This window comes from Pseudomonas sp. LB-090624 (assembly GCF_003205205.1).
Lineage (GTDB): Bacteria > Pseudomonadota > Gammaproteobacteria > Pseudomonadales > Pseudomonadaceae > Aquipseudomonas.
Genome location: NZ_QJRL01000076.1, coordinates 1 through 1,310, shown reverse-complemented (window position 1 = coordinate 1,310; position 1,310 = coordinate 1). Strand labels below are relative to the sequence as shown.

1 protein-coding gene is annotated in these 1,310 nt (G+C 60.5%); it reads left to right on the top strand.

Features of this window, described 5'->3' with window-relative positions; translation table 11 throughout:
* On the top strand, positions 1-1,310 hold a 1,310-nt coding region (locus tag DMX11_RS25785), incomplete at both ends, for an immunoglobulin-like domain-containing protein (RefSeq protein ID WP_371921807.1).

Sequence of the window (1,310 nt, the reverse complement as noted above, 5' to 3'; positions counted from 1 at the left end):
GGCCGGCGACACCAGTGCGCCGTACGAGCACGCTGCCCAGGGCGACGACGTCTATAAAGATGCCGGTGAAGTCAGCCTGGGTATCAAGTCCGCTGTGGATATCGATGGTCGTACCTTCGAGAACCTGCAGCTGGGCGGCGCGGCGAAGGTGGAAGTCACTGACACCACTGACGAAGTCGTGGCGAAGCTGACTGCAACACCTTCGGTGACCGAAGGTGGTGAGATCACCTACACCATCACCCTGACCAACAAAGATGGCCTGCCGATCAACAACCACTCGGCTCTGACCTTCACGCTGAGCGACGGTAAAACTGTCATCACCGTGCCGGCGAACGGCACTACTGGTTCGATCACCGTCACCGCGCCGGACAACGTTTACGCTGGCGCGAACGACCCAGTCGTGAAGTCGATCGCCAGCGTCGATGGGGCTGATGTTGGCAAGTTCGAAAACCTGACCCTGGACAAAACCCAGGTCAGCACCACTGTCACCGACGAGCCGGGCACCCCAGGTACCCCGAGCAACCCAGGTGGCGGCAACGAAGGCGACCTGGTCAAGGTCACCATCACGGCCGACCAGACCTCGGTGGCCGAGAACGTCAAACCGACCTTCACCGTGCACATCAACCAGCCGCTGGATCACGACTTGGTCGTGACCCTGAGCAACGATGCCAAGGTGACCATCAAAGCCGGTGACACCAGCGCGCCGTATGAGCACGTAGCGCAGGGTGACGACGTCTACAAGGACTCGGGTGAAATCAGCCTGGGCGTCAAATCGGCTGTGGATATCGATGGCCGTACCTTCGAGAACCTGGAGCTGGGCGGCGCTGCGAAGGTGGAAGTCACTGACACCACCGACGAAGTCGTGGCCAAACTGACGGCCTCTGAGTCGGTGACGGAAGGTGGCGAAATCACCTACACCATCACCCTGACCAACAAAGATGGCCTGCCGATCAACAACCACTCGGCTCTGACCTTCACGCTGAGCGACGGTAAAACTGTCATCACCGTACCGGCGAACGGCACTACTGGCAGCATCACTGTCACTGCTCCGGACAACGTCTACGTCGGCAGCAACCCTGCCGTGGTCAACTCGATCGCCACCGTTGCTGGCGCGGATGTTGGCAAGTTCGAAAACCTGACCCTGGACAAAACCCAGGTCAGCACCACTGTCACCGACGAGCCAGGCACCCCAGGTACCCCGAGCAACCCAGGTGGCGGCAACGAAGGCGACCTGGTCAAGGTCACCATTACGGCCGACCAGACCTCGGTGGCCGAGAACGTCAAACCGACCTTCACCGTGCACATCAACC